This window comes from Streptomyces sp. NPDC048424 (genome assembly GCF_040651555.1).
Taxonomy (GTDB): Bacteria; Actinomycetota; Actinomycetes; order Streptomycetales; family Streptomycetaceae; genus Streptomyces.
Window position 1 is genome coordinate 115,836 of the sequence record NZ_JBEZKE010000010.1, and the last position, 22,615, is coordinate 138,450.

22 protein-coding genes are annotated in these 22,615 nt (G+C 73.2%); 8 read left to right on the forward strand and 14 right to left on the reverse strand.

Going from position 1 to position 22,615, the window contains the following annotated elements:
- Positions 1–21 precede the first annotated feature (21 nt).
- The 4 genes from AB0D29_RS16890 (at position 22) to AB0D29_RS16905 (ending at position 2,854) form a co-directional block, all read left to right on the forward strand.
- Positions 22–324, forward strand: a complete 303-nt coding sequence (locus AB0D29_RS16890) for a hypothetical protein (RefSeq protein WP_362854889.1) — start codon at positions 22–24, stop codon at positions 322–324.
- A gap of 181 nt (positions 325–505) precedes the next feature.
- The gene (locus AB0D29_RS16895) at positions 506–967 is read left to right on the forward strand and encodes a cyclic nucleotide-binding domain-containing protein (RefSeq protein WP_362854890.1); all 462 of its coding nucleotides are present in this window, start codon (positions 506–508) and stop codon (positions 965–967) included.
- A gap of 102 nt (positions 968–1,069) precedes the next feature.
- Complete coding sequence (locus tag AB0D29_RS16900) at positions 1,070–1,867, forward strand: hypothetical protein (protein WP_362854891.1); 798 nt, start codon at positions 1,070–1,072, stop codon at positions 1,865–1,867.
- Between the two features lie 204 nt (positions 1,868–2,071).
- Entirely contained in the window at positions 2,072–2,854 is a 783-nt protein-coding gene (locus tag AB0D29_RS16905; protein ID WP_362854893.1) for a DUF4190 domain-containing protein, read from the forward strand.
- A 74-nt stretch (positions 2,855–2,928) separates the two neighbouring features.
- Here the strand turns inward: AB0D29_RS16905 and AB0D29_RS16910 are convergent, their stop codons facing one another.
- Both AB0D29_RS16910 and AB0D29_RS16915 read right to left on the reverse strand, forming a co-directional pair.
- Positions 2,929–5,391 carry an FtsX-like permease family protein gene (locus AB0D29_RS16910; protein ID WP_362854894.1) on the reverse strand — a complete coding sequence of 821 codons (2,463 nt, stop codon included), beginning with the start codon at positions 5,389–5,391 and terminating at the stop codon, positions 2,929–2,931.
- The gene (locus AB0D29_RS16915; protein ID WP_362854896.1) at positions 5,385–6,122 is read right to left on the reverse strand and encodes an ABC transporter ATP-binding protein; all 738 of its coding nucleotides are present in this window, start codon (positions 6,120–6,122) and stop codon (positions 5,385–5,387) included. Before AB0D29_RS16915 ends, AB0D29_RS16910 begins: the two co-directional genes overlap by 7 nt.
- A gap of 326 nt (positions 6,123–6,448) precedes the next feature.
- Between AB0D29_RS16915 and AB0D29_RS16920 the strand changes: the two genes are divergently transcribed.
- The gene (locus AB0D29_RS16920; protein ID WP_362854898.1) at positions 6,449–6,892 is read left to right on the forward strand and encodes an SSI family serine proteinase inhibitor; all 444 of its coding nucleotides are present in this window, start codon (positions 6,449–6,451) and stop codon (positions 6,890–6,892) included.
- Between the two features lie 101 nt (positions 6,893–6,993).
- Here the strand turns inward: AB0D29_RS16920 and AB0D29_RS16925 are convergent, their stop codons facing one another.
- Genes AB0D29_RS16925 through AB0D29_RS16935 form a run of 3 tightly spaced genes read right to left on the reverse strand, consistent with a single transcriptional unit; the run spans position 6,994 to position 9,336 of the window.
- Positions 6,994–7,896, reverse strand: a complete 903-nt coding sequence (locus AB0D29_RS16925) for a GNAT family N-acetyltransferase (protein ID WP_362854899.1) — start codon at positions 7,894–7,896, stop codon at positions 6,994–6,996.
- Complete coding sequence (locus tag AB0D29_RS16930) at positions 7,893–8,840, reverse strand: ATP-grasp domain-containing protein (protein WP_362854900.1); 948 nt, start codon at positions 8,838–8,840, stop codon at positions 7,893–7,895. The genes AB0D29_RS16925 and AB0D29_RS16930 overlap by 4 nt, the downstream gene beginning before the upstream one ends.
- A gap of 43 nt (positions 8,841–8,883) precedes the next feature.
- Entirely contained in the window at positions 8,884–9,336 is a 453-nt protein-coding gene (locus AB0D29_RS16935; protein ID WP_362854902.1) for a hypothetical protein, read from the reverse strand.
- Positions 9,337–9,561: 225 nt separating this feature from the next.
- Here AB0D29_RS16935 and AB0D29_RS16940 point away from each other — a divergent pair, with 225 nt between their 5' ends.
- The 3 genes from AB0D29_RS16940 (at position 9,562) to AB0D29_RS16950 (ending at position 14,112) form a co-directional block, all read left to right on the forward strand.
- The gene (locus tag AB0D29_RS16940; protein WP_362854904.1) at positions 9,562–10,290 is read left to right on the forward strand and encodes a Sir2 family NAD-dependent protein deacetylase; all 729 of its coding nucleotides are present in this window, start codon (positions 9,562–9,564) and stop codon (positions 10,288–10,290) included.
- A gap of 236 nt (positions 10,291–10,526) precedes the next feature.
- Positions 10,527–13,352, forward strand: coding sequence for a LuxR C-terminal-related transcriptional regulator (locus tag AB0D29_RS16945; protein ID WP_362854906.1), 2,826 nt, complete (start codon positions 10,527–10,529; stop codon positions 13,350–13,352).
- Positions 13,353–13,521: 169 nt separating this feature from the next.
- Positions 13,522–14,112 carry an RICIN domain-containing protein gene (locus tag AB0D29_RS16950; protein ID WP_362854907.1) on the forward strand — a complete coding sequence of 197 codons (591 nt, stop codon included), beginning with the start codon at positions 13,522–13,524 and terminating at the stop codon, positions 14,110–14,112.
- A 65-nt stretch (positions 14,113–14,177) separates the two neighbouring features.
- Here AB0D29_RS16950 and AB0D29_RS16955 read toward each other — a convergent pair whose 3' ends face one another.
- From AB0D29_RS16955 to AB0D29_RS16995, 9 genes are all read right to left on the reverse strand, one after another.
- Positions 14,178–14,660: a VOC family protein gene (locus tag AB0D29_RS16955; protein WP_362854909.1), complete on the reverse strand. Its 483-nt coding sequence runs from the start codon at positions 14,658–14,660 to the stop codon at positions 14,178–14,180.
- A 125-nt stretch (positions 14,661–14,785) separates the two neighbouring features.
- A complete protein-coding gene (locus AB0D29_RS16960; RefSeq protein ID WP_362854910.1) occupies positions 14,786–18,364 on the reverse strand; it encodes a bifunctional glycosyltransferase family 2 protein/CDP-glycerol:glycerophosphate glycerophosphotransferase in 3,579 nt (1,192 codons plus the stop codon).
- A 169-nt stretch (positions 18,365–18,533) separates the two neighbouring features.
- Positions 18,534–18,908: a hypothetical protein gene (locus AB0D29_RS16965; RefSeq protein WP_362854911.1), complete on the reverse strand. Its 375-nt coding sequence runs from the start codon at positions 18,906–18,908 to the stop codon at positions 18,534–18,536.
- 83 nt (positions 18,909–18,991) lie between these two features.
- Positions 18,992–19,429, reverse strand: a complete 438-nt coding sequence (locus AB0D29_RS16970) for a roadblock/LC7 domain-containing protein (RefSeq protein WP_362855130.1) — start codon at positions 19,427–19,429, stop codon at positions 18,992–18,994.
- Between the two features lie 80 nt (positions 19,430–19,509).
- Complete coding sequence (locus tag AB0D29_RS16975) at positions 19,510–20,301, reverse strand: transcriptional regulator (RefSeq protein WP_362854913.1); 792 nt, start codon at positions 20,299–20,301, stop codon at positions 19,510–19,512.
- A complete protein-coding gene (locus tag AB0D29_RS16980; RefSeq protein ID WP_362854915.1) occupies positions 20,298–20,693 on the reverse strand; it encodes a hypothetical protein in 396 nt (131 codons plus the stop codon). Before AB0D29_RS16980 ends, AB0D29_RS16975 begins: the two co-directional genes overlap by 4 nt.
- 160 nt (positions 20,694–20,853) lie before the next feature.
- Entirely contained in the window at positions 20,854–21,096 is a 243-nt protein-coding gene (locus AB0D29_RS16985; protein ID WP_362854916.1) for a helix-turn-helix domain-containing protein, read from the reverse strand.
- A gap of 149 nt (positions 21,097–21,245) precedes the next feature.
- The gene (locus AB0D29_RS16990) at positions 21,246–21,866 is read right to left on the reverse strand and encodes a DUF6461 domain-containing protein (RefSeq protein WP_362854917.1); all 621 of its coding nucleotides are present in this window, start codon (positions 21,864–21,866) and stop codon (positions 21,246–21,248) included.
- A gap of 66 nt (positions 21,867–21,932) precedes the next feature.
- Positions 21,933–22,496, reverse strand: a complete 564-nt coding sequence (locus tag AB0D29_RS16995; protein WP_362854919.1) for a TetR family transcriptional regulator — start codon at positions 22,494–22,496, stop codon at positions 21,933–21,935.
- Positions 22,497–22,615: the final 119 nt, after the last annotated feature.

Sequence of the window (22,615 nt, forward strand, 5' to 3'; positions counted from 1 at the left end):
ACGGCACAGGAGGTGGGGCGGATGGACGACGAAGAAGACATGCGGCTGGCGGGGATGACCCCGGAGATCTCCCGCCGCACCCTCACCATGCTGCGCGGCCTCGCGGGCCTGGAGCCGCCCGAGCAGGTTCCCGAGGACGCCATGGTCGTCGCCGATGCCATCCTGGCCGAGCACGGCACGGACGGGCTCCGGGTGCTGGTGATGACGCTGGCGGCCTGGGCGACGGCCCAGATCGAGAACGTCGCCGAGCTCAGCGGGCGCAGCCACGAGGCGGTGCTGGACGCGATGGAGCTGGCCTGCCTGGAGGCGAACGACGGGGAATAGGACCTGCCCGGGGGGCGAAGGCCGGGGAACAGGGCCCGCCCGGGGTGGCCGGAGGATAGGGTTCCGCACCCGATGCCGGCCGGTCCGGAAGAAAGACGGTCCGGGCCGGCCGGGATCGGGCCGGTGTCGGCGACACTGGGAGAGCAGGAGCGTCGCCGGGGGGTCGTGATCGGAGGCCGTCGTGAGCACACCTTCCCCCATCCGCATGGCTGCCGTCCTGTCCACGGAGCATCGTGGACGTCTGATGTCCCAGGCCCACGAGGTCAATTTCCCGGAGAACGCGCGGATCTTCGACGAAGGAAACCGGGCGGAGTCCTTCTGGATCGTGCGCTCCGGCACGGTGACCCTGGAGATCCCCGTGACCGGCCGCCGGCCCGCGGCCGTGGAGAGCCTCGGCCCCGGTGAGCTGGTGGGCTGGTCCTGGTTGTTCCCGCCGTACGTGTGGCAGCTCGGCGCGGAGGCGATGACGCCGGTGCGCGCGTACGAGTTCGACGCGGCGGCCGTACGGATGCTGATGGACGCCGATCCCGCCTTCGGGTCCGCGGTCGGGCACTGGGTCGGGCGCGTGCTCGCGATGCGGCTCCAGCAGACCCGCACCCGGCTGCTGGATCTGTACGCCCCCCGCCTGAGCGCGGCCGGCTAGACGCCCCGGGCCGCCGGGCCGGTGAAGCCGGCCGTACGGGTCCCGGACCGGTGGTCCGGGCCCCGAATGGCCGGTCGACGGGCGGCCGCGCACGATGGAGGGGTGCGAACCGAGGCTCACGGCACGATCGGCGGACGGGTGTCCGGAATCCTGGAGAACCCGGTCGTCGGGATGGCTCCCTGGATCGTCTTCTCCCTGCTGGTCGGACCGGGACGGTTCGAGATCTCGGTCGTGATCGCCCTGGCGACGGCCGTCATGCTGGTCGTCCTTGGCCACGTGGTCAACCGCGGCAGCTCCTGGAAGCTGCTGGAGGTGGCCGACGTGGTGTTCTTCTCCGCGTTGGCCGTGGTCGGCGCCCTGGCGAGCGAGGGCACGCTGCGCTGGCTGGAGACGTACGCGGGCGAGGTCGCGAGCATCACCCTCGCCGTGATCGCCTTCGGCTCCATGGCCGTGGGGATGCCCTTCACCCTCCAGTACGCCCGCGAGCAGGTCGATCCGGCCCTGTGGCACACGCCCGCCTTCATCCGCACCAACTACGTCATCACCGCGGCGTGGGGACTCGCCTTCCTGGTGACGGCCCTCGCGGGCGCGTACGGGGACCTGGTCCTGCACAACCCGAACAACATCTGGACCGGCTGGATCATCCAGATCCTGGCGATCGTCGCGGCGCTCCGCTTCACCGTCTGGTACCCGGACGTGGTCCGGGCCCGCGCCGCCCGCGAGGCGGCCGGCCAGGCGCCCGAACCGCTGCGCCTGGCAGGGCTGCTGCTGCCCCTGGCCGGGCTGTTGGTGCCGATCGGGATCGCCGTGCTCGTCTTCGACGGCAACGTGTGGTGGCTCGGCGTGGCCCTGATCGTGGGCGGCGGACTCCTGACGAAGGCGCTCCAGTCGCAGAACTGAGCCCCACCGCACGCCACAGCGGGCTTCCTCATCCCGACCCCACGGCAACTCCCGCCGGCTCAGAGGGGTAGCGTAGGCGCGACATAAAACCATGGGCAGCTATGTGTCGGTGTGGGCCGATCCGTGCCGCCCGTCGCCGGCCGCGACGTCACGCCTGGCTGGTGGTTGCGTCTCACCACCCTCTGAGCAAGGAGCTCCACACGCATGTCCATACCACCGCAGCCGCCGTCGTCCCCTCAGCCGTACCCGCAGTCCGGACCGTACGGGCAGCCGGTTCAACCGGGGCCGTACGGCGGCCCGCAGGGCTGGCCGGGGCAGCCGCCGGTGTCGCAGAAGACCAACGCGCTGGCCATCGTCGCGTTCGTCATGTCGGTCGCCTGCGCGCTGCCGCTGGTTCCGCTGATCCTCGGCATCATCGCCCTCTCCCAGATCCGCACCCGGGGTGAGAAGGGCAAGGGTCTGGCCATCGCGGCCATCGTCATCCACTCCCTGACCATCGCGGGCTACGCCCTGTTCCTGGTCCTCGGGCTGACCGGGGCGCTGGACGGCGGCTCAGCGCCGAAGCGCGACACCGGTGGCCAGGTCACCGGGTCGGGCTCCAGCAAGGTGCAGGACATCCGCAAGGGCGACTGCTTCAACACGGGCGGCGATCTGGCGGAGTACGAGGACGAGGACGGCGGCCAGGCCGGCTACTCGGTGAAGATCGTGCCCTGCGACCAGGCGCACGAGGGTGAGGCGTACGCCGTCTTCAACCTGGACGACGGTGCGTACCCGGGCAAGGACAAGGTCGTCTCGATCGCCGAGGAGAAGTGCGCCGGTACGGCGCTGACCGACTACGTGGGCAAGAACGCGAACGTTTCGGACAAGTTGGACGTCTTCTACTACTTCCCGCAGCCCAGCACCTGGGCGTTCGGCGACCGCGAGGTGACCTGCTTCGTGGGCGACTCCAGCGGCACGAGCACCGGTTCGGTCCGCTCCGCTTCCTGAACCGGAGCCTTCCGTCCGGACCACTCCGCGTTGAGGCGCATCCAGGGGTGTCTTGCCCATCGGCAAGGCACCCCTCAGTCGTGCACACCGGCCCGTTCGGCCGGGCGGCGTCGCAGGACCGAGGCGGCCGGGGCGACGGCCGCGACCACCGCGAGGGCCGCGCAGGCCCCGACGGTCGCGCCGAGCACGTCCCACGGGACCACGATGGCGCTCCGGACATCGAGCAGGGCCAGGGCCCAGCGGATTCCGGCCAGGTTGAGGACGGCGACGAGGGAGCCGGCGACCGCGCCGACGAGGACGACCGTCAGGGACTCCCCCGCCACCAGCCGGAGCACCTGCCACCGGGTGGCGCCGGCGAGGCGCAGCTGCGCGAGCTCCCGGGCCCGGTCCGTGGTAGCCATCACGAGGGTGTTGGCGAGCGCGATGCCGGTGTAGAGCAGGGCGATGCCGAGGACCAGCAGGAAGCCCAGCCGGGTGATGCGCTTGGCTGCGGGGTGACGGGCCGCCGGCCACTGGTCCTTGGTCAGGACCCGGCCCCCGGCCGGCCGGGCGGCCTCGGCCAGGGCGGAGGCCACCGCCGTGGGGTCCGCCCCCGGGGCGAGCCGTACGTCGATCCGGTCGACCGGCGCTCCGGGTGCGTTGGCCGGGGTGACGTAGGCCCCGTTGTTGCCGGTGCCGGTGCTCATCACGGCGGCGATCCGCAGGGTCTTGCGGGTGCCGTCGCCCAGCCACACGTCGACGCTCGATCCGACGGTGTGCCGCTCCCACTCCTGCGTGACGATGACGGAGTCGTCGTCGAGGTCGCCGAGCCCGCCCGCGACGAGGGGCGGTTCGGCGGTCCGGGCGAGGGTCTTCGGGTCGGCGGCGCGGGCGTCGGAGCGGATCAGCGCCACGCCGTCCTCCAGGACGTGGAGTTCGGTCGCCGCGGTGGCGCAGACCTCGGTGCCGGGCACGGCCCGGATCCGCTCGACGGACGCCCGGTCGAAGCCGCCCGCCCCGCCCGTGATGACGAAGTCGGCGGTGGTCTGCTGCCGGATCTCGGTGGCCTTGGCCTCGGCCAGGGTGGCGGTGGTGCCGAGCAGGGATCCGGCGAGGGCCACGGTGACGAGGACGGGGGCGGCGACGGCCGCCGTACGGCGGATGCCCGCGGCCGCGTTCTCCCGGATCAGCATGCCGCCGGCGCCGGGCAGTCGGGCCGGGAGCCAGGCGATCAGCCGGACCAGTGGCCGGACGAACACCGGGGACAGCAGCGCGAAGGCGACGATGAACAGCATCGGGCGGCTGGTGTACGTCTTGCGGTGGAGCAGGTCCGACGGGTCGGTGAGCAGGGCGTGTGCGAGGGTGCCGACGCCGGCCAGCAGCAGGGCGGAGCCGAGGATCCAGCGGCCCGGGGTCATGGTCCTCGTCTCGACGGCGGCTTCGCGCAGGGCCTCGGTGGGGCCGACCCGCCCCGCTCGCCAGGAGGCGGCGACGACTCCGGCGACGGCGACGAGCAGCCCGGTCCAGAAGGCCGCGTGGAGGGGCCAGGTGGCGTCGCCGAGGGCGAACCAGTGCGGTGCGATGCCCTCGTCCACCAGCCACCGGGCGAGTACGGGAGCCCCGTACGCCCCGAGCAGGCAGCCCGCGGCGGAGGCCGGTACGCCGAGGACCAGCGCCTCGGCGAACACGCTGCGGCGGACCTGGCCCGGGGTGGCTCCGGCGGTGCGCAGCAGGGCGAACTCCTTGCGGCGCTGGGCCACGGCGAAGGCGAAGGTGGAGGCGATGACGAAGACGGAGACGAAGCCGGTGACCCCGCCGGCGGTGCCGAGCAGGGCGTTCACGGCGAGCAGTGCCTCGCTGTCGCGTTCCGGGTCGGGGTCGGCGTGGCGGCGGTCCCGGCCGGTCAGGACCCGTACGCCGGGGTCCTGGCCCACGGCGGCGCGTACGGCGGCCGGTTCGGCGGCGACGACGAGCTGGTCGATGGCGGGTGACAGCCGGGAGGCGCGGGCGTCGGTCCAGAACACGGCGTCCTCGAAGCCGTGTCCGCCGCCGGGGGCGGTGACGGTGCCGACGACGGTGGCGGGTCCGCGGTCGGTGGTCAGCCGGGTGCCGGGCCGGGCCCATCCGGTGGTGACGACCTCCTGGTCGGACTGCGGGGCGCGGCCCGCGTCGAGGGCGTACGGGGCGAAGGCGGCGACCGACCAGGGGTGGCCGACCAGTTGCTCCGGGGCGCCTTCGGCGTGGACGGGGAAGGACCGGTCCTCGGTGGTCCGGCCGAGGGCGGCCAGCCGTTGTGCGAGGTCGGGGGCGACGGGCTTGGGGTGGGCGAGGGTGCGGGTGCGCTCTCCGTTCGGGCCGGCGACGCGGAGGATGTCGTTGCCCTTGACGACGACGGGGGCCTGGGCGAACCGTTCGGGCAGGCGCTGCGGGGCGTCCAGGGTGGCGGCGAGGGCGAGGCCCATGGTGGCGATCAGGCCGACGCCGAGGGCCAGGGCGAGGAAGCTGCCGGCGAAGGTGACCCAGCGGGTGCGCGCGGTGCGCAGGGCGACGCTCAGCACGGCGCGGCCTCCAGCGTCGTCATGCGGGCGGCGATGTCCGGGGCGCTCGCGCCGGTCAGTTCGCCGCCCAGGCGGCCGTCGGTGAGGAAGACGACGCGGTCCGCGTAGGAGGCGGCCACGGGGTCGTGGGTGACCATGACGACCGTCTGGCGATCGGTGTCGACCATGGCCCGGAGCAGGGTGAGCACTTCGCGGCCGGTCTGCGAGTCGAGGGCGCCGGTGGGCTCGTCGCCGAAGAGCACGTCGGGGCGGGTGATCAGGGCGCGGGCCAGGGCCACGCGCTGCTGCTGGCCGCCGGACATCTGCGCGGGCCGGTGCCGGGCGCGTTCACCCAGGCCCACCCGGGCCAGGACCTCGCGGACCTCGGCCTTGGCGGGCCGGCGGCCGGCCAGGCGCAGCGGCAGGGCCACGTTCTGCTCGGCGGTCAGGGCGGGCAGCAGGTTGAAGGCCTGGAAGACGAAGCCGATGCGGTCCCGGCGCAGCAGGGTCAGCCGGGTCTCGCTCAGGGCGCCGAGTTCCGTACCGCCGACGGTGACGGTGCCGGAGGTGGGCCGGTCGAGTCCGGCGGCGCACTGCAGCAGGGTGGACTTGCCGGAGCCGGAGGGGCCCATGACGGCGGTGAAGGTGCCTTGGGGGAAGTCGAGGGAGACCTGGTCGAGGGCGGTGACCGCCTGGTCGCCGGTGCCGTGGACCCGGCTGACGTCCCTGAGTTGGATCGCGTCGTGTTCCATGCCTCGACCCAACCGTCCCGGACGGCTCGCCGCAGCGGGCCTGGAGGGTGTTCCGGGGGTGGGGCCGGCCCTACCCCCGGAGGGGTTCCAGGCCCCGTCCGGGCCCATCACAGCCGGATGTTCAAAGGTTTCGGGGGGATTTCGTGTCGGTGTTCGGCCGATTCGGTGGGCCGCTCCCGCACAGGTCAGCTCGTTCACACGGCTGCTGTCTGCACTCATCCGTACACGATGGGTGACGAAAAATGGGGGTGCGAACGGGCGTTCGCGGCCCGCGTGGGCAAGACTCTGTCCGCTATCCGAAACACCAACCCAAGGGAGTGTTCGAAATGCGGTCCATCGCAAGGGGTCTCGGGCTCGGTTCCGCCGCCATGGCGCTCACCGCGCTCACCGCACTGGCCTGGCCGGGTACGGCCGGAGCCGCGCCGACCGGTACGGAGAGCCTGTACGCGCCGTCCGCACTCGTGCTCGGCGTGACGGCCGGTCAGGACGCCGGAAGCGGCACGGTGCTGCGTGCGGTGACTCTCGTCTGCTCGCCGACGTCGGGCGGGACGCACCCCAACCCGGTCGCCGCGTGCGCCGAATTGCGCGCGAACGGTTCCCGGCTGGACGCGCTCACGGCCCCGGCCGCCGACGCGGCGTGTACCAGGGAGTGGAACCCGATGACGGTGACGGCCGACGGGGTGTGGCAGGGCCGCCGGCTCAACTACACGTACACCTTCGGCAATCCGTGCGGCTTCCGGAACACCACCGGCGTGCTGTTCGACTTCTGATCCCGCACGGCACGACGGGTCGGGCGGCGCCGTGCGACCGCCGTCCGACCTCCAGGGTCCGCGCGCAGCCCGAGGGTGACGAGGCCCGGCACCCTCCAGGCTCAGCCCAGTTCGAGGCTGGTCACCCCGAACAGCTCGGTCAGTGCGAGGTCCGGGGCCGGGCCGGTGTACATCCGGGCGGTCTCGAAGACCGGGACCAGGCCCAGGTCCGCGACGAGTGCCGTGGCCCGCGGGTTCGCGTCCGGCACGTCCAGGGAGACCAGACCACCCGGCGCGTGCTCGGCGAGCCGCCGCAGCAGGGCGGCCGCCACCGCCGGATCGGCCGCGTACAGCGGGCCGATCCGGTGGGCGGCGCTGCACGGGCGGATCACGCCGAGGCCCTCGATCCGGCCGTCGCGGACGGCGGCCAGTGCCGTCCGGCCGGGCAGCCCGGTCCAGGCGGACAGGAAGGCGGGGCGCGGTTCGGGGAAGAACCGCCGGTCGTAGGCGGCGAGCAGGCCGAAGGGCAGCGAGGCCGCGTCCACGATCGTGATCCCGGCCCCCGACCCGGCCCCGGTGCCGGTCTCGCTCCCGGCCTCGCTCCCGGCCCCGCCCTCGCCGCCGCCGGCCCCCTCGGGGACGCCTTCGTGGCGGACGTTGTTCCAGGCGTGACGGAAGCCGGACTTGCGGTAGTTGTCCTGCTGGGCGACGACCCCGTCCAGTCCGACGAGCCGGCCGTCGAGGCGCGCGATCCCGGCGTCCCACAGCCGGAAGCCGTAGCCCTGGCCGCGGAAGGAGGGGCGGGCGATGTAGAAGCCGATGAAGCCGAAGCCCGCCCCGTACCGGACGGCGGAGATGCAGGCCACCGGTTCGCCGTCGAGCCGGCCGACGAGGAAGCCCTCCGGGTCGGCGACCGCGAAGGCGAAGCGGTCCGACTCCCCCGGGTTCCAGCCCTCCTCGTCGGCCCAGCCGCGCATCAGTTCCATGTCGGCGGCACTCGCGCCGGCGATCTCGAATCCCGTCATGCCGGTGTTGTACCAGATGCGGACGGTGTGCACAGGAGTGCCTGATCGGCCGTCAAGAGCTGTACGAACGCGTCCGGATCGGCCTCCCGGTGGAGGTCGCTGACCTGCCCGTCACCCACTTCGACGACCCGCCAGACCCCGTCCGCGCGCAGCGCGAGATCGGTGGTCACGAAGGGGCAGTCCAGCGCCCCGACGGCCGCCCGAACCGGTTCGAGGGCCGGCTCGGGGAGCTCCGGGACCTCGGCGACCGGGCTGTCGGGGTGGGCGGTGACCAGCCGGGGCACCCCGTCCCGCCACCACACGCGCACCTCCGCGGCCGCCGCCGACGGCGCGACGAAGGTCTCGAAGGCCCTCAGCACCACCCCGCCCGCGAGGAACTCGTCCTGGAGCGCGACGAAGCGTGCGACCACCCGGTGCAGTGCGGCCGGGTCGGCGAGGTCGGGCACGTAACAGGCTTCGTCCCACTCGTGCTTGCGGGACTTCACGTAGTCCTTCACGACGGCGGCGCCCGGCGGCAGGCCCGCGGCGAGGGCCGCGAGCCGCTCCGGGTCCGGGACCTCTCGGGGGGCCGTCGGCAGCCAGCCGCTGACGGGGGTGAGGCCGGCGAAGGCCTCGTACCAGCCGGGGAGTTCGTGCGCCCGGCGGTACGCATCGGGGGTGACGACGAGTTCGGCGCCGCGCCGGCGCAGGGCCGCGTCCAAGGCGGCGTACCGCTCCGCGGGGACCATCCATCCCCGGTACCAGACGGCTCCCGCCCCCTCGGGCACCCGCGCCACCGCCCGTTCGGGGTCCCCGGCGAGCAGCGCGTCGTGGTCGACGAGCAGGACCGTACCGCCGACGGCGCGCAGCTGCCGGGCCTCCGCCGCGAAGTGGGCATCGGCCCGGCGCTCGTTCATCGGGTCGCAGCAGTGGAGGACGGTGGCGGTCGCGGTCGTCGTCGGCATGCGCCCACTCTACGGAAGCCCCCGCGACCCACCCGTACGGATGTCAGCCCGCGCAGATGACGTCGTCGAGCCGGATGGGCTTGGAGTCGAGGCGGACGTACGCGGTGAAGGTATCGGTGACCCCCTCGGCCCACTGGGTGGTGACGGTGGCCCAGCCGACCCCGGCCGCCTGGGCCACGGTGACCGGGCCGATGCCGATGCCCAGCGGTGCGTTCTGGGAGCAGAGGAGGACGTCGGAGTCCTTGCTCAGCTCCTGTCTGTCCTTGAGGACCTGCGAGACGTTGTACTCGCGGTCGTGCGGGGAGGGGCCGTGCTGCCCGTAGAAGGTGGCGAGGAAGCGGCTGATCTGATCGGCGGTATGCCCCTCCGCGATCGCGACGGGCGCGACGGGTGCGACGTGCGCGGCCGGCGCCGCGTGGGCGGGGACGGACGGCAGTGCCGGCAGCGCGAGCAGGGTCACCAGCAGGGCGCCAAGGCTGTGCGGCTTGAGCATCATGTCCCGTTTTGTACCCGGCTGGCCGCTGCACGGGGAGGGAGCCGCGCGGATCTCACTCCTGTGGGGGGCGCGATTCACCGCAGAAACGACCCTCCGGCCTGCTCGCGGCGTGCTCACGGCCTGCTCCGGGGCGCGGCCGGAGCTCGGCCGGAGCTCGGCCGGAGCTCGGCCGGGGGCGCGGAAATGCGGTCGCGAGTGCGCGGCGCCGGTACGTAGGGTCGGCGCATGGGGAAGCCGCTTGTCGCAGTGTTCAGCGGGGCCGGGATGTCCACCGACTCCGGGATTCCGGACTACCGGGGGCCACAGGGCCTGTGGCGCCGGGAGCCGGACGCCGAGAAGCTCGTGACCTACGAGTACTACATGGCCGATCCGGAGATCCGGCGCCGGTCCTGGCTGATGCGCGCCGAGCTCGCCGCGCTCGGAGCACGGCCGAACGCCGCGCACCTGGCCGTGGCCGAACTCGAACGCGGCGGCACCCCGGTCCGGGTCATCACCCAGAACGTGGACGGGCTGCACCAGCTCGCCGGGATGCCCGCGCGCAAGGTGTTCGAGCTGCACGGCACCGCCCGGTCGGTGGTGTGCACGGCCTGTCACGCCCGCTCGGGCATGGACGAGGCGCTGGCCCGGGTCGCCGCCGGGGAACCGGATCCCGCCTGTCCGGCGTGCGGCGGGATCCTGAAGGCGGCGACGGTGATGTTCGGGCAGCGGCTCGACCCCGTGGTGCTGGGGCAGGCCATGGCCGTGGCCAAGGGGTGCCAGGTATTCGTCGCCGTCGGGTCCACGCTCCAGGTGCAGCCGGCCGCGTCACTGGCCGGGATGGCCGCCGAGGCCGGAGCCCGGCTGATCATCGTGAACGCCGAGGAGACCCCGTACGACTCGCTGGCCGACGAGGTCGTCCGCGAGCCGATCGGCACCGCCCTTCCCGCGCTGCTGGCCCGGATCGCGGCGGGCTGATCCACGTCGGCCACCTGATCTCCGCCGAGTGACGGCCACCCCCGGATTCAGCTGCGGATCCGGCTGCGCATTCGGCTTCGAATCCGGTCAATCCGCCGCCCACGTGGCCGAGATGGCCCCGATGATGCTGTTTCAGGCAGATCTGACCGAAGATCATCCCACTTCTCGCGCCCCGTCCCCCGATGATGCGTTACGGGCGGCACGCAGCCGTCCGCATTGGGGCGGGAGGGGCGGAAGTGACACACGAGCTGGTCGAACGCGACGACGTACTCCTGGCCGCGGCCGCCGCCACGGCCCGGGCACGTTCCGGCAGGGGCGGCTGGCTGATGCTGGCCGCGCCGCCCGGCCGGGGGCGTAGCGCCGTGCTCGACACCGTCGTCGGCCGGGCGGGTTCCGACCACGGCGTACGGGTGCTGTCCGCGCGCTGCTCGCCCGAGGAGACCGCCTTCCCGTTCGCCCTCCTGCGCCAGGTCTTCCCCGGCGCCGACGGCATTCCCTTCGCCGAGCCCGCCGCCGAGCAGGAGCAAGAGGTCTTCCACCGGCTGCTGGACCTGCTGACCCGGACGGCGGCAGCCCGGCCCGTGCTGCTGGCCGTCGACGACCTGCACTGCGCGGACCCGGTGTCACGCCGCTGGATCGGCTACCTGGCGCGCCGGATCGCCGGGCTTCCGGTCCTGCTGCTGGCGACCGAATGCCGCGAGCACTCCGACGTCACCTGGCTGCCCCGGACCACGGGCGTCTGCCACCCGCTTCCCCCGCTCGGGCAGGACACCGTCGCACGGCTCGCGCGCGAGCGCGGGCTGACTCCCGAGCAGCGGGTGATGTGCCGGGACGCGACCGCGGGCAACCCCGCCCTCGTCCACGCGCTCCTCGCCGACCTCGCCGACCTGGCCGACCCCGTCCACTCCCCCGACCCCACCGCCCCGGAACCGGGGCACGCCCCGCACAGGCCGGGCGGCGCTCCTCCCGTCCGCTACCGCGACGCGCTCGCCCGCTGGATCCGGCACCGCGCCGACGACGAGACCCGCCACATCGCCCTGGCCCTCGCCGTCACCGCAGCGTGCTCTCCCGCCACCGGTTCCGCTCTGCTCCGGGAGGCACTGACGCTCTGCCCGGCCCGCCACGCGGCCGCGCCCTGCGCGCCGCGGCTGGCCCGGCTGCTCTCCCACCCGCTCGCCCTCCGAGCAGTACGGGACGCGGCCGACCCCACCGAACTGGCGGCCCTGCACACCCGTGCCGCCCGGCTGCTCCACGACCGCGGCGCCCCCGCCGCGGCCGTCGCCGCCCACCTGCTGCACCTGGAACGCCCGTGCGAGGTGTGGATGGCACGCTGCCTCGAGGAGGCGGCCGACGACGCCGTGCGGGCCGGGCACACCGAAGAGGCCGCCGGACTGCTGCGCCACGCCCTGCGGACGCGACCGCCGTTGGCCCGGGACCGGCAGGCCGACCTCACCCTGCGCCTGGGAACGCTGGAGTTCCCGCACAGCGCCGAGGCGGGCATCCGCAGGCTCCGCGCCGGCCTCGACCTGCATCCCGACCGCCAGGAACGCGCCGCCGCGGCGCCCGCCCTCGGCGCGGCCCTCGCGGCACGCGGCCGCACGACCAGCGCGCTGAGCGTCCTGCAGCGGGCGAGCTCCGGCACCGACGACGACGAACTGGTGCACGTCCTGCGGACGGTCACCGCCCTCATCTCCTCGCACGACGCGGCCGCCTGGCGCGATGCCGTCGCGGGCCTGCGCACCCTCGCCCCCACGGCCCCGCCCGCCGTCGAACCACTGGTCTGCGGTCTGATCACCGAGTACGAGACCGGTGCCGGGCTCCTCTCCGCATCCGAGGTCCTCGCCCGGATCCAGCCCCGGCTGGCCGGGGCACCGGTCCACCCGCGGCTGCGCACCGCCTGGCTCGGCAGCGCCGCCACCCTGCTGCAGTGGGCCGACCGGCTGGAGGACGCCCGGGCCCTCGCCCGGCAGGGGCTCCCCGTGCCGCCGACCCCGCCGGACCTCACGGACGCGGGCCTGCAATGCCTGGTGAGCGCCCGGGCGGAAGCGGCGCTCTGGGCGGGTGAGTTCCGGCGCGTCATCGCCGAGAACACCCTCCTGGCCCACACCTGCACCGGGCGCGGCATCCGCGCCCCCCACCTGGTCTCCATGGTGGCGCTCGCCCGGTACGAGCTCGGCCTGCGCGACCAGGCCTGGCAGCTGCTGTCCACACCCGACGAGAGCACCGCGGACAGCTCGTGGGAGTGGAACGAACTGCGCTACGCACGCGCCCTGCTCCACGGCTTCGAAGGACGGTGGCAGGACTCGCTCGACGACCACCTCGCCTGCGGCGCCGGCCAGAGCGCCCGCGACTTCGTCAGCCCCGTGGCCACACCGTGGCGCTCCGGTGCGGCCCTCGCCCTGGTCCGTCTCGGCCGGGCGGGCCACGCGCGGGAGCTGGCCGAGGAGGAACTCGGCCACGCCCGCCGCTGGGGCACGCCTCGTACGGTCGGCAGGGCGCTGCGGGCCCACGCCGCGGCCGTCGGCGGCCGGCAGGGCCTGGAATCGCTCACCGAGGCGGCCGCCCTGCTGGAGGGAGCACCCGCGCCGGTGGAACGCGTCGAGACCCTGATCGACCTCGGCCGGGCGCGCATCGAGGCGGGGCTCGGCCGCAGGGGCCGGGAGGATCTGCGGCTGGCCGACGCCGAGGCGGCCCGGCTGCTGTCCCCCGCGGGGGTCACGGTCGGCGAGGGCGACGGGGGCGAAGGGGGCACCGACCCGGCCACCGCGCCGACGGGCCGGCTGCTGCGGGCGACGCGTGCGGCGCTGCGCGACGCGAACGCCCGCACCACGACGCGGGCCCGGACCGGCCCGGGCGCACTGACCGGAGCGGAGCGGCGCGTCGTGGACCTCGCCGCCCAGGGGCACACGAACGCGCAGATCGGCGAGGCGCTCCACCTGTCCCGGCGCACGGTGGAAACCCATCTCACCAGCTCCTACCGGAAGTTGAAGGTGACGCGGCGCAGCCAGCTCACGGCCGGGCTGGCCGGAGGGGACACCGCCGGGAGCGGGCCACGGGACTGACCACGAGAGCGCGCGGAGCGCCGTGTTCGTGGTCTTCCACGATGTGCTCGGACACGGCCGGCGGACAGAGTGGGCACCGCGCCGGACCGGCCCCCGCGGTCCGGCGCCACCTCCATCCGACCGGCTCCCGCCGCACCCTCGGCGGAGCCGTGCACGAAAGGCACTGAGCATGAACTCCACGATGCGCACGTCCGTCCGCTCTGGTCTGGTCGCCCTGATCGCCGTGGCGGGGACGACGGTCCCGCAGGCCGTCGCCGAGGCCCGCCCCGCCACCGTTCCCACGGCGCAGACCGCCTCGGAGGCCGGGGCCATGCTGGCCCCCAACGAGCTGTGGCAGCTGCGCAAGCGGGGCAGCCGCTACGAGATCGCCAATGTCCACAGCGGCATGTGTCTGAAGGTGAAGGGCGGCTCGAACGACAACGGCGCTCCGGTGGTCCAGGCCGAATGCGGGACCGCGAGCGAGCAGTTGTGGAAGTCGGAGGTCACCGACGGCGGCACGTTCATCCAGCTGCGCAACGCCAACTCCGGCAAGTGCCTGGACATCGCCGGGGGTTCGGCACGCAAGGGCGCCAAGATCATCCAGTGGGACTGCAACGGCGGCCTGAACCAGAAGTGGTGGGACACCGACAACATCGACGGCAACCCCGGCTGGTGGATCAGCGGCACCACCCCGAGCGGCGCCCCCACCTGGATGTGCCTGGACATGCCCGGCGCCAGCACCTCCTCCGGTACGCAGGCCGCCGTCTGGGAGTGCGTCTAGCCACCCCTCCTGGCCCCGCCCGACCGGGGAGGGCGGGGCCAGGCACCGTGAACCCGGGACGGGGCCTAGCTCGCGTCGGCCGCCCGACGCATTTGCGCCACGTCCAGCTTCTTCATCTGCATCATCGCGGCCATGGCCCGGGCGGCGCGCTCCGGGTCCGGGTCGCTGACCAGGTCGACGACACCGGGCGGGATGACCTGCCAGGACACCCCGAACCGGTCCTTGACCCAGCCGCAGGCGGACTCCTGGCCGCCGTCCTTGGTCAGCGTGTCGTAGTAGTGGTCGGCCTCGGGCTCGTCGGCGCAGTCGATCATGAAGGAGATCGCCTCGGTGAAGGGGAACTGCGGTCCGCCGTTGAGACCGACGAACCTCTGCCCGTTGATCTCGAACTCGACGGTCATGACCGATCCCGCCACATCGGGGTTCGCCTCCGTGTAGCGGGCGATCCGGCCGAGCCTGCCGTCCTTGAAGACGGACACGTAGTACTCGGCGGCCGCTTCCGCGTCCCCGTCGAACCACAGACACGTGGTGAAACCGTTGCCGCTCATCTCTGCCTCCAGGCCGGTGCGTGGACGGTGGGTACCGTTCCACACATACAGACCGGCCCCGGGCCCGAAATTCATCGGTGGGCCCGGGGCCGGTTCGCGTTCAGCCGGGAATTCGCCCGTACGGCCTACTTCGCGGGCGCCGCACCCATGGCGAGCATGCGGTCGACGACGCGCTCGGCGGCGTTGCCCTCGTCCAGGTCGCAGAACTCCTCGCGGAACGCCGCCCGCGCCTCGGCGTACTGCGCCCCGACCTCGTCGGCGTTGCGCACGGCCTCGATGAGGCTCGCCGAGTCCGTCAGCAGCGGGCCGGGCGCCTTCTCCTCCAGGTCGAAGTTGAAGCCGCGCAGCGTGCCGCGGTAGTGCGCCAGGTCGTACGTGAAGAGCAGGATCGGCTTGTCGGTGAGCGCGAAGTCGAAGATCGCGGAGGAGTAGTCCGAGATCAGCACGTCGGCGACCAGCAGCAGGTCGGCGGCGTCGGGCCAGCGGGACACGTCGACGACGAAGCCGTCGCGGACGCCGTCGCGGACCTGCTCGGTCACGTGGTGGTGGCCGCGGACCAGCAGGACGTGGTCCTCGCCCAGGTCACGGCGGGCCTGCTCCAGGTCGATCCGCAGGTCGAGCTTGTAGCCGCCCGACCAGCCCTCGCAGTTCTCGCGCCACGTCGGCATGTAGAGGACGACCTTCTTGCCCTCGGGCAGGCCGAGCCGTCGCCGGACCTCGGCGATGCGCTCGGCGTCGGGCCGTACGAGTGCGTCCGTACGCGGGCTGCCGGCCTCGATGACCTCGCCGTCGTAGCCGAGGGCGCGCTTGAGGAGCGGGGTGGCGTAGGAGCTCGGGGAGGCCAGCAGGGACCACTGGGCACTGTCGTGCTCCAGCCCCTCCAGGATCTCCGGGCTCGTGTAGTAGTCGTGCACGAAGTCGTGCCCGATCTTCTTGATCGGGGTGCCGTGCCACGTCTGTACGACGACCTGGCCGGCGCGGCGCTGGAAGAGCTGCGGCACGTTGTCGTTGGTCACGACGTAGCGGGCGCGGGCCAGCACCTCCCACCACTCCACGCTGCCGTACTGCACGGCGCGGGCGGTCGACGGAACCTCGGCGCGGCCGTCGCGGACCAGCCAGATGTGCTCCAGCTTCTCGCCGCGGCGCACGAGCTCCTCGTGGATGGCGCGCGGAGAGTCGCCGGCGCCGTGCCCCTGGAAGGTGTCGTACACCACGATGTCCTTGACCGGCAGGGCGCGCTGCGCCGGGTAGGTCTCGAACCGGGCGACGCGCTGGGCGAAGTGCGAGCGGTCGTGCGGGCTCAGCAGCGGGTCGGCCACCAGCACCATGCGGTCGTGGAAGCGGGTCTCGATCCGCATCCGGCGGCCCTGCGTGCTGAAGGGGTGCGGGCCGTCGAAGAGCAGGCCCGGCCCCATCTGCACGGGAGCGCCGCGGTCGACGCCGAGCAGGCCCGCGGTGGTTCCGCCCTGGGCGGCCGGGCGCAGCGTGGGCCACCAGCGGCCCTCGGGGATCGTGGTCCGGCCGGCGTACGCCTCGGGGAGCACGGGCTGGAAGGTGGTCTCGAAGGCGTCCCCGTCACGGGTGACCGGGTAGCTGAACTCGACGCCGTGCGCGTTGTGCAGGACGAGCTCGTACGGCTCGTCGGCGGGCGCCACGAACCGGCCCCGCAGGGTCACGGTGCCGTCCTCGGCCTTGACCTCGTCGACGAGCGGCGGGGAGGGCTGCACGGAGAGGGTCAGGTGTCCGGTGTTGCCGCGCTTGGCGAAGAGGGAGCGGTCGCCGTCCTCGCCGGGCAGGGGCAGGACCAGGCCGTTGAAGCCGCCGCGCTCGTCGTGGACGAGGCGGTGCTCGCTGCCGTCGGCGCCGAGTACGGAGAGGCTCCAGGGCTCGGGGGCCCACTCGCCGGGCTCGACCTCGGCGTCCGCCACGGCGGCCAGCTCGGCCAGCGGGACGCGTGCGGTGAACGGGACGCGGCCGGAACGGGCCGCGGCGGTCTCCAGCGGGAAGCTGAGGACGGCGCCGGTGGTGACGTGGACGGCCCGCAGTGCGGACGCGGCCCCGGCCTCGGCGGAGAGCTCGCCGGTGATCTCGACGGCGTCGTCACCGGCGGGGTGGACGTCCAGGGCGCGGGCGCGGGCGATCTCCACCTGGATGGTGAGGGCACCGGAGACGGCCGGGACGATCCGGACGTCGGGGGCCACCCAGTACGGGGGCGGGTTCTGGCCGGTGTCGTGCTCGCCGCCGCGCAGGCGGGCGCGGTGCAGGCCGCCGGCTCCGGTGACGGCGATGGACGTGGTCCATATTCCGTCGCGCCACTTGCCGCCCGACTGGAAGATCGAGGGGTCGACGGTGGCGGTGAAGCCGGCCCAGTCGGCGTGCCGCAGGGCGAGGTGCGGGGACTTCACGGTGGCCATCGGGGAGGCGACCGTACGGGTGCTGACGACGGAGCGGCGGCGCTTGCCCCCCTCGCGGAAGACCAGCATCTTGCGCGAGCCGAGGCGGCTCTCCGCGCCGAGGTGGCCGGGGAGGGCGTAGCCGCGCAGCAGCAGCTTGCCGTCGGCCCAGCCCGCCTGCTCCAGGCGGCTGACGACCCGGCGCTCGCGCGGGCCGAGGGTGAGGACCCTGGCGGGGACCGGCGGGCGGCCCTGCAGGAAGGGGTAGTCGGCCTGCGGGCGGGCGAGGCCCTTGACCGGCACGCTGTAGTGGTAGTCGCGCTGGTGGTGCAGGAGCGCGATGAAGTCCTCGACGCGGCCCTCGCCGGCCAGGTAGGCCTTGAGGCGGTCGGCGACCGTCAGGTCGGGCCAGGGGCCCGTGCCGATCTCGCGGACGAGGCCGCCGACCTCCTTGACGAAGGCGGCGCGGAAGTCGGCGCCGCCCTCGGCGACGTACTTGTAGATGAGCGGGAGTTCCTCGCTCAGCACGTTGTAGTCGTAGTCGCGCAGGTAACGGACGTACTTGGCACCCTGCTTGGCCTTGAGGGACTCGCGGACCAGGCGGACGGACTTCACGCGGTCGATCAGGGAGATCGGGTCCGTGGAGCGCTGGGTGATCGAGCGCTCGCCGGTCTCGCGGACGCGCCAGTGGTAGACGCAGTCGCTGATGATGTCGACGCTGGACGCGAAGTAGTGCGCGGGGATGCTGACCGGGGCGTCCTCGTAGAGGATGCCCTCCGGGTACTGGAAGCCGTGCTCGTCCCAGAAGGTGCGCCGGTAGACCTTGTTCCACGCGGTGCGGTCGGTGACCAGCGCCGGGAACTTGGAGATGTGGGTCTTCAGCTGGGTCTTGGCGAACGCCGCGCGGTGGCCCCACGACTGCTGCATGCCGACGGAGCGGAAGCGCTTGACGTTGCCTCCGGCGAAGTCCGAGCCCGTCTCGTCGAGGGCGTCGATCATGCGCTGGTAGGCGTAGTCCGGCATGGTGTCGTCACTGTCGACGAAAGCCAGGTACTCGCTGTCCGGGTGGGCGTGACGGGCGCCGACGTTGCGGGCGGCGCCGAGGCCTGCGTTCTCCTGCATCACGACGCGGAACCGCTTGTCCCGGGCCGCGAAGGCCTTGGCTATGACGGCGCTGGTGTCCGTGGACCCGTCGTCCACGAGGATCGCCTCGAAGTCGCCGAAGGTCTGAGCGGCGATGGATTCCAGGCACTCGTCGAGGTAGAGCTCGACGTTGTAGACGGGGACGACGATGCTCAGGCGCGGGGGCATGGGTGGCGGGTTCTCCAGCGTTTGGTGCTTTATCGATGATCAGCTGCTCACAGCATCCTACTAGGTGGCAGAATCATGGACTCCTCCCTTATCGGGCATACCACGGCTGATCGCCGGGGCGGACGGCAAAGATTTAAGCCGCCCGCCACCTCGACGTCGCGGTCCCGGGTCAGACCTCCAGGTCGGCCTCGATCGCCTTCAGCTGGTGACGGGCCATCGCGAGGTTGGCCCGGCCCTTGTCGAGGGCGAGGTAGAGGAAGAAGCCCGAGGTGCCCCGGCCCTTCAGCAGACGGATCAGGTGGTACTGGCTGCCCAGGGTGATGAGGATGTCCTCGATCTCGTCTTTGAGGCCGAGCATCTCCATCGTGCGGACCTTGGCGCGGACCACGTCGGTGTTGCCCGCGGCGGCGACCGTGAGGTCGAGGTCCTTTCCGCCGCCGACGGACCCGAGGGCCATGCCGCTGCCGTAGTCGACGAGGGCGGCGCCGAGCGCGCCTTCGATGCTGGTGGTGGCTGCCTTGAGGGTGGCATCGACGTTCGCCATGAGGGGTTCCTCTTTCTTGTTTCGTTGTGTCGTGCGCTGTGGCGGTACGTGGTTCGGGTTCGGACCGGTGGAGTCGTACGGGGTCAGGCGGGCGGAGCGGGCGGCAGCGGGGGAAGGGGCGGAACGCCGGAACCGCGCCGCCCGAGGATGTGGTCGATCAGTTCGGCTATCCGCAGGCTGGAGCGCCGGGCCTCGAGGTGGAGGCGCCCGACGTTGACGCGGGGCTCCGCGGTCAGGGTGAGGACGGCCGACATGCCCGCCGCGTAGGTGGCCACGTATCCGTCCTCGCCCCGCACCAGCAGCTCGCGGAACGCGCCCTGCCCGGTGCAGTCGCTCAGCCGCTGGGCCACCCCGAGGGCGGCCGCGGTCAGGGCCGCGACGGATTCGGCCTCGGCGGCGGCGCTGTCCTGGGCGAGGACGAAGCCGTCGGCGCTCGCGGCGAGCGCACCGGTGAGCTGGGGTACCCGGGCCCGCAGCCTGCGGAGCTCGGCGAGTATCTCGGCCTCCGCCTCGGGGGGCACCGTGCTCATGTCGGGCTTTCTCCTTTCGGGCGGCCTCCGCTCGGAGCGGTCGGCGCGCAGGGCCGGTCGCAGCGGGAGCCTCACAGGCTTGCCTCCAGTGCGTCGCGTAAGCGGCGGAGCAGCGCCACGTCCGGGGATTGGGCCTGGGTCATCCAGTCGGGCAGGGGTACCGCGACCGGCGGCGGAGCCGGGGTGTGCGGGGTTTCGACCAGTCCGGCCGCCGCGAGGCGCCGTACGTCGAGCAGCGTGTGGAAGGCGGGCCGGCCCAGCACCCACGCGAGGTCCGCCGGGGTCCGCACGCCGTCGGCCGCGCGCAGCAGGATCCGCTGCCGGGCGCTGACCGTCTGGCCGGGCGCGGCCGCCCGCGGCACCACGGGGGCGGTGTCGAGCAGCGGGTAGGGCCAGACCGCGTCGAGCAGTTCCCGGCGGCGGCGCGTCTCGCGTTCGACGGCGGCGGCCGGCACGGAGCGGACCGAGCCGATCCAGTGGGTGGCGCCGCGGCGGAACCGGGAGGGCCCGCTGCCGGGGGACAGTGCGAAGAAGGCGGCGTCGAAGATGGCGGCGAGGTGGCAGATCTCCAGCTCCCCGCCGGCGAGCCCGCCGCTGTCCACGAGGAAGCGGGCGACCTCGCGGCGGGCGCCGGCCCGGTCGACCGCCTCGCGCCAGCGCTCGGGGGCGAGGCCGCCGCCGGTGGTGAGCAGGACGTCGAGGCCGGGGGTGGCCGGACTCTCCGCGTGCACGATGCGGCCGTCCTCCAGGAAGAGGGTGCCGCGGTCGCGGAGCAGGGCGCCGGTGGCGCGCTCCGCGGCGAGCCGGGTGAGCAGCGGGGACACGGCGGCGAAGGCGTTCGCGGCCGGGGCCGGGGTGGTCATCTGAGCACCAGCCCTTCGGCCAGGGTCCTGAGTCTGTGGCGGGCCAGCGCGAGGTTGCCCTCGGTGCGGTCGAGCCACAGGTGCAGGAAGACGCTGCTGTCGAAGCTCGTGTCGACGAAGCGCAGGACGTGGTAGCCGGTGCGGGTCGTGACGATCAGGTCCTCGACGGGCGGTCCCGCCGTGTCATCGCCCGGCGCCGTCGAGGCGAAGGACTCGTACTCGGCGGCCGCCCGGGCCAGCTCGGCGGTCTCGGCTGCGGTGGTCTCGTGGTCGCCCACGGGCGACTCCCCGGCGGTGCCGAGGGCCAGTCCGCTGCTCCAGTCGACCAGCGCGGCCCCCCGCGCACCAGGCAGGGCCATGGCTTCGAGCAGGCATTCGTCGATCCCGGGCACGCGGGCTCCCCTCCCGGCCGGACGTGCTGTTTGCACGGTCGTACGGCGCGACAGGAGGGAACTTACTCAACTTCCACAGTACGAAAGGGCGTTCTGGCATTTTCCGCTGGAACATGCCATGAAGCGCGTGAGACCTTGGCCGGAACGCGTCGATATTTGATCACGAAGCGAGCGGAAGATCGTCCGCGAGGCGGAAAGAGCCGCCCTCGCGCTGGACGTAGCCCTCGTGGCTGAGGGTGCGGAGCAGGTGGTAGACGGTGGGCAGGGGGATCCCGGTGATCCGGGCGAGCCGTTTGGCCGTCGCCCCGCCTTCGGCGTACATCGCTTCCACGAGGCGCAGTGCGCGCTGCACGGAACCGATCAGGGTGGGTGCGCTGTCCTTCTGAGTGTGGTCGGTACTCATGGTGAGTCCCCCTGCTCGGTACGAGGCCTGGCGAACCCATCAAAGTCGCTCACCGGCCGCAAAACCAGCTGACTCGCGTAAACCTGAGCATAAGATCACCGGATACCTCCCGGTCGGTACCGGATCGGCCCGGTACCCGTCCGGTCCCGCTAACGCGTGCACGTCACGTACGCCGGCAGCGGGGTGTCCTCGATCAGCTGGCGCGGCAGCGACAGCCCGAAGCGGTGTTCCAGGACGGCGAGGGTGTGGCGGTCGCGTTCCTCGTACGGTTCCTCGTCGGGGCGGACGCACGCACCGTCCGGGCCGAGTATCTTGGCCGCGATCAGCTCCGGAAGCAGGAAGTCCGGCTGATGGCCGCCGCGCCAGCATTCCTCGCCGAGGCCGAAGCAGCACACCAGCTCTCCGTCGCGGGCGTACGCGAACTGCTTGGGCGGGTGGTCGGGCTGCGGATCGAGGTGGACGGCCTCGACGCCGCCGCGGGACACCTCGGCGAGCCGTTCCGCGCCGGCCGGCAGGCCGTGCTCCACCGCGAAGGACCAGTCGCCCCACCGGCCGACGCGGGCCACGCCGTCCCCGTCGACCGTCTCCGTGACCATGCTCCAGGCGGCCGGCGCGCCCAGCGGCCCGGGCCGGACCCCGGGGAGCGCGCCGAGCCGCGCGGCGAGTTCGTCGGGGCCTATGCCCCGGGCGAAGGTCAGACCGACGAACCATCCGTCCCAGTCGGCGAGCCACTGGATCCCGCCGGCCGCGCCGGCTCCGCCCTCGGCCATGTGCGCCATCCCTGCACTCCCCACGGTCTCCCCCGCGATGCCGGTGCTCCCTCACCGGCACGATAGTCAGTCCGCGGACCGCTGCGGGAGGAGGCGCTCGACCATCGTCTCGATGAGCCCCTCCACCGGGTGGGCCTCCAGCATCGCCGGCGCGGTCAGGTCGTCCACGATCAGGCCCAGCATCGCGAGGTACATCAGGACCACGCCCTGCCGGTCCCCGGGCAGGCCCGTCTCCAGGTGCCAGGCGATGTTCGCCTCCAGCTCCTCGCCCTGGAACCCGGCCAGCTCCGCCTGGAGTTCGGGGCGCCGGGTGCCCTCCAGCCGCAGCTCCAGCATCGCGATGTGCACGCTGCGCTCGCGCCGCATCCGCTCCAGCAGCCGGGTCAGCAGCACCTTGGTGTCCAGCGGGCCGGTCAGGTCCTCCGGCTCCGGCGTCAGCCGTTCCCGGGTGCGGTGCAGGATCTGCACGAGCAGCTGGGCCCGGTTGGCGAAGTAGTTCGAGGCGGTGCCCGTGGGCACCCCGGCCTCGGCGTCCACCGCGCGCAGCGTCAGGCCGCGCGAGCCCTCGCGTGCCAGGACTTCGATGGCGGCGTCGAGCAGTGCGGCGCGGCGCTGCGGATTCTGGCGCATGGGCGGTCCCTGGGGGGTGGGTGCGGCACATCGCGTGAGGCACATCGGGGGATCACTGCAAGTGCAGTGCTTCGCACACGGTAGCGGATGTGCCGTCTCCGGGCCCTCCCCACCGTCCC